Source organism: Psychromonas sp., assembly GCF_041586535.1.
GTDB lineage: Bacteria > Pseudomonadota > Gammaproteobacteria > Enterobacterales > Psychromonadaceae > Psychromonas.
This window is the reverse complement of record NZ_JBFGZY010000216.1, coordinates 1-3,678: the sequence shown is the minus strand read 5'-3', so window position 1 is coordinate 3,678 and position 3,678 is coordinate 1. Positions and strand designations below refer to the sequence as shown.

Annotated in this window: 4 protein-coding genes; 3 read left to right on the top strand and 1 reads right to left on the bottom strand. The window is 39.3% G+C overall.

What is annotated here, in order from left to right; translation table 11 throughout:
• The first annotated feature begins 270 nt into the window (after positions 1-270).
• Entirely contained in the window at positions 271-645 is a 375-nt protein-coding gene (locus ABZA00_RS16660) for a VanZ family protein (protein WP_372883276.1), read from the top strand.
• A 90-nt stretch (positions 646-735) separates the two neighbouring features.
• Complete coding sequence (locus ABZA00_RS16655) at positions 736-894, top strand: hypothetical protein (RefSeq protein ID WP_372883275.1); 159 nt, start codon at positions 736-738, stop codon at positions 892-894.
• A 126-nt stretch (positions 895-1,020) separates the two neighbouring features.
• Here the strand turns inward: ABZA00_RS16655 and ABZA00_RS16650 are convergent, their stop codons facing one another.
• Positions 1,021-2,229 carry an acetate kinase gene (locus tag ABZA00_RS16650; protein WP_372883274.1) on the bottom strand — a complete coding sequence of 403 codons (1,209 nt, stop codon included), beginning with the start codon at positions 2,227-2,229 and terminating at the stop codon, positions 1,021-1,023.
• Positions 2,230-2,643: 414 nt separating this feature from the next.
• Here ABZA00_RS16650 and ABZA00_RS16645 point away from each other — a divergent pair, with 414 nt between their 5' ends.
• Positions 2,644-3,492, top strand: a complete 849-nt coding sequence (locus ABZA00_RS16645; protein WP_372883273.1) for a LysR family transcriptional regulator — start codon at positions 2,644-2,646, stop codon at positions 3,490-3,492.
• Positions 3,493-3,678 lie beyond the last annotated feature (186 nt).

Below are 3,678 nucleotides of genomic sequence, written 5' to 3'. Positions count from 1 at the left end.
CAGCTTTAGCTGGCCACAAAGTGGTGAAGAACAGGACGTTCTGAATCAAATCAATAACAAAGACTAAAACGTAGTTTTATGTCTAGCTAGCATTCATTTTAACAAGCATAAATGAATAGATAATTATCGGATTTGGTATTATTTAGCAACTCATTTGTGATGAAAAGGAAATCTCTTTATGCTTGACCGCTTTTGCTGAAGAATAACAAATTTTCCGGCAGCAAAATATAATGTTCATAAGCTTTTAAAAAATTTTAACGGAAGTATTCGATGATTACTTTAGTAACAAAGATGCGCAGCTATTGGCTTGTATGCACTATATTTATCCTGACAGTGATTACTTTGCTTTCACTTAAACCCATGCTCGATTTACCTTCAGTGCCTGGCGGAGATAAAATACATCATATTATTGCCTATGCGGCTCTGATGTTTCCGGTTGCGCTGAAAAAGCCGAAATATTGGCTATTTATCGGTTTATTGTTTTTCTGCTTGAGTGCTGGCATCGAGTTGCTGCAGCCTTTTGTTTCGCGACGTACTGACTGGCTTGATATGTCTGCAAATTTGTTCGGTATTTTACTCGGGGCGTTTGCCGCACAGTTAATAAACTGGAGATATCCCCCCCCGCTAAGGCGGCAACGCAGTTGATTGAAAGGTGCGTAGATCTGTCTGGTAAGATTGAGAAAGATCCGGATTTTACAATAAAACGCCGGATTTAATACCAATTCCGTTAATTAGATGATCTATTTAGGCGTAGGAAAAATGGATGAAAGCAAGGAATTGATTGCAGTAACTAGTTGTTCTAATTGCACAAAATCGTATGGAACGATTTTGAACAGCTTTAGCTGGCCACAAAGTGGTGAAGAACAGGACGTTCTAACAAAAACTAAAACGTAGTTTTATGTCTAGCTAGCATTCATTTTAACAAGCATAAATGAATAGATAATTATCGGATTTGGTATAATTAAAAGCTTGTAACAGGTATCTGCGTTACAAGCTTTAATTCGTTATAAGGCTGTTAAATTAAGCGTTTACCAACTCAAGTGTATCACGTGCAATAACCCACTCTTCGTTAGTTTGAATAACCATTGCAACAGTGCTTTCAGGCTCTGTAATGATGCCTTGATTTGACGACTTACCAAAGCGGTTAGCCAAGTTCGCTTCCTGGTTAACTTTAAAGCCTAATAGGCTTAAACGTTGCAGAGTTAATTCACGGATTGGTGCAGAGTTCTCACCGATACCGCCGGTGAATACTACCGCGTCTAATCGCCCGTCCAATGCAGCTGTGTAACTGGCGATATATTTAGCAAGACGGTAACAGTAAAGATCCATTGCGCGTTTAGCAGCAGCATCCGTATCGTAGTTATCTTCAACAAAACGGCAATCACTGGTTTTTTCTGTTAGGCCTAAAAGACCGGATTCTTTGGTTAGCATAGTATTGATCTTTTCCATGCTATAACCTAACTCATCATACAGATAGAAGATAACGGCTGGGTCCAGATCCCCACAACGGGTGCCCATCACTAAACCTTCTAATGGAGTCATGCCCATAGAGGTATCAACTGAATGACCGTTTTTAATCGCACAAACTGAGCCGCCGTTACCAAGGTGGCAGTTGATAATATTTAATTCTTCAACAGGTTTATCTAATACAGCAGCGGCTTCCAGGCTGATAAAGTAGTGACTTGTGCCGTGCATGCCGTAACGACGGACACCATTTTCACGGTATAGTTTGTAAGGCAGTGCGTATAAGAATGCTTCTTCCGGCATGGTCTGATGGAATGCAGTATCAAATACGGCTACGTTTGGAAGCCCTGTAAAAGCGTGTTGTGCAGCGCGGATACCGACAAGATGAGCGGGGTTATGTAAAGGTGCAAGGGATACACAATCTTCAATACCCTGCATTACGTCATCTGTGATCACAACAGATTTTGTGAATTTTTCACCACCGTGTACGACACGATGACCTATCGCAAGCAGATTTTCTTTTAATTCTGGTTGTTGGGTAAGGATTTCACTTACAATGTAGTTAAGTGCTTCTTCATGAGCTGCACCGGCACCAATTTCTGCGCTGCCTTTTGTGCCATCTAATTTCCATTTCATACGCGCATCATCGAGGTGCAGGCATTCAGCAAGGCCAGATAGTCTTTCTTCACCTGTTGCCGTGTCGATAATCGCAAATTTCAGTGAAGAACTGCCGCAGTTAAGTACAAGGATTAGCTTGTTGCTCATGTTTTGTGTTTCCTATTTTTTATTTAAAAACAATTGGTTAGATTGATATTTTGATTGATACTTGTAACGTTTATATTTTCTGACATTAAGAAAATACAGAAAGCACCACACAAATTTTCCAGATCAAAAGGTGCGTAGAATACAGGCGAAGCAGAAATATAACAATATTTGATTGATAAGAATAATCATTTCTTTTACGGGGTAGGCATTCCATTATATCAGGTTATAGATAACAGGCTGATTTATATGATAATAGTGCGATATTATAAGCCTTTCAGATTTTACCCATCTTATTGAGTAGTTTTATGTATAAGTAGATATTTATTTTTGCTGTGTGGATAATAATAAAGGTACAATAAATCATAATTTTGATTACCTGATAAAAAAAATTGATTAGTAGAGAGTCGCCATTAGATGAAAATTGAGTTGCTGAAAACATTTTTAGAAGTTAGTCGTACGCTGCATTTTCGTTTGGCCTCGGAGTCTTTATTTATTACTCAATCGGCGGTGAGCGCGAGAATTAAACTCCTTGAAGATGAGTTAGGGGTGTTACTCTTTGATCGTCGTCAAAAGCATCTAAAATTAACACCTTCAGGGCATCGATTAATCAAACATGCTAATGAAATGATCTTCATGTGGCAAAAAGCTAAACAGGATGTGGGTGTTTCCGAGCAGCAAACGACACAGTTAGTGATTGGCTCAATGATGTCTATTTGGGATGTTATTTTGCAGACCTGGCTGCAAAAAATACACCGTAATATGGCCGATATCAGTTTATTGACCAGTACTTATTCACCGCTTGAATTACGTAAAAGTGTATTAAATGGTGTGCTTGATATTGCCTTTTTATTTGAACCTCCCTTTGTTGAAGAGTTGATAACAGAAAAGGTTGCGACAGTGCCGTTACATCTTGTTTCAACAGAGCCTAATCTCGATATAGCAACACAAAACCTAAATGATTATGTGATGGTAGATTACGGTGAATCGGTCAATAGCCTGCACATGAGAGAATTTAAGAATGCCCCGCCGGCAAAACATTTTATGAGTCAGCCCCGGGTTGCCTTGGAATACATACTGGAAGCGGGCGGGTGTGCATATTTACCCCGGCAGTTGGCTGCTGAACATATACGCAGTAACAAACTTTATCTTATTGAAGATGCGCCGGTGTATTCCCGGGAAATATACGCCATTTATCTTGCTAAAAGCCATAAAGCGACTGTTATCAATCAGGCGATTCAATACTTCCCGGAGGTTCGGTTTTAAGCCTGCATTTATCAACGTTTAATAAGTTGCTAAATGCAGGCCGTCTAATACCAAATCCGATAATTATCTATTCATTTATGCTTGTTAAAATGAATGCTAGCTAGACATAAAACTACGTTTTAGTCTTTGTTATTGATTTGATTCAGAACGTCCTGTTCTTCACCACTTTGTGGCCAGCTAAAGCTG

What these genes read in the sequence shown, in the direction of transcription:
- ABZA00_RS16660 (WP_372883276.1), top strand. Translation starts at nt 271, where the DNA reads ATGATTACTTTAGTAACAAAGATGCGCAGCTATTGGCTTGTATGCACT.
- ABZA00_RS16645 (WP_372883273.1), top strand. Translation starts at nt 2,644, where the DNA reads ATGAAAATTGAGTTGCTGAAAACATTTTTAGAAGTTAGTCGTACGCTG.
- ABZA00_RS16650 (WP_372883274.1), bottom strand. Translation starts at nt 2,229, where the DNA reads ATGAGCAACAAGCTAATCCTTGTACTTAACTGCGGCAGTTCTTCACTG.
- ABZA00_RS16655 (WP_372883275.1), top strand. Translation starts at nt 736, where the DNA reads ATGATCTATTTAGGCGTAGGAAAAATGGATGAAAGCAAGGAATTGATT.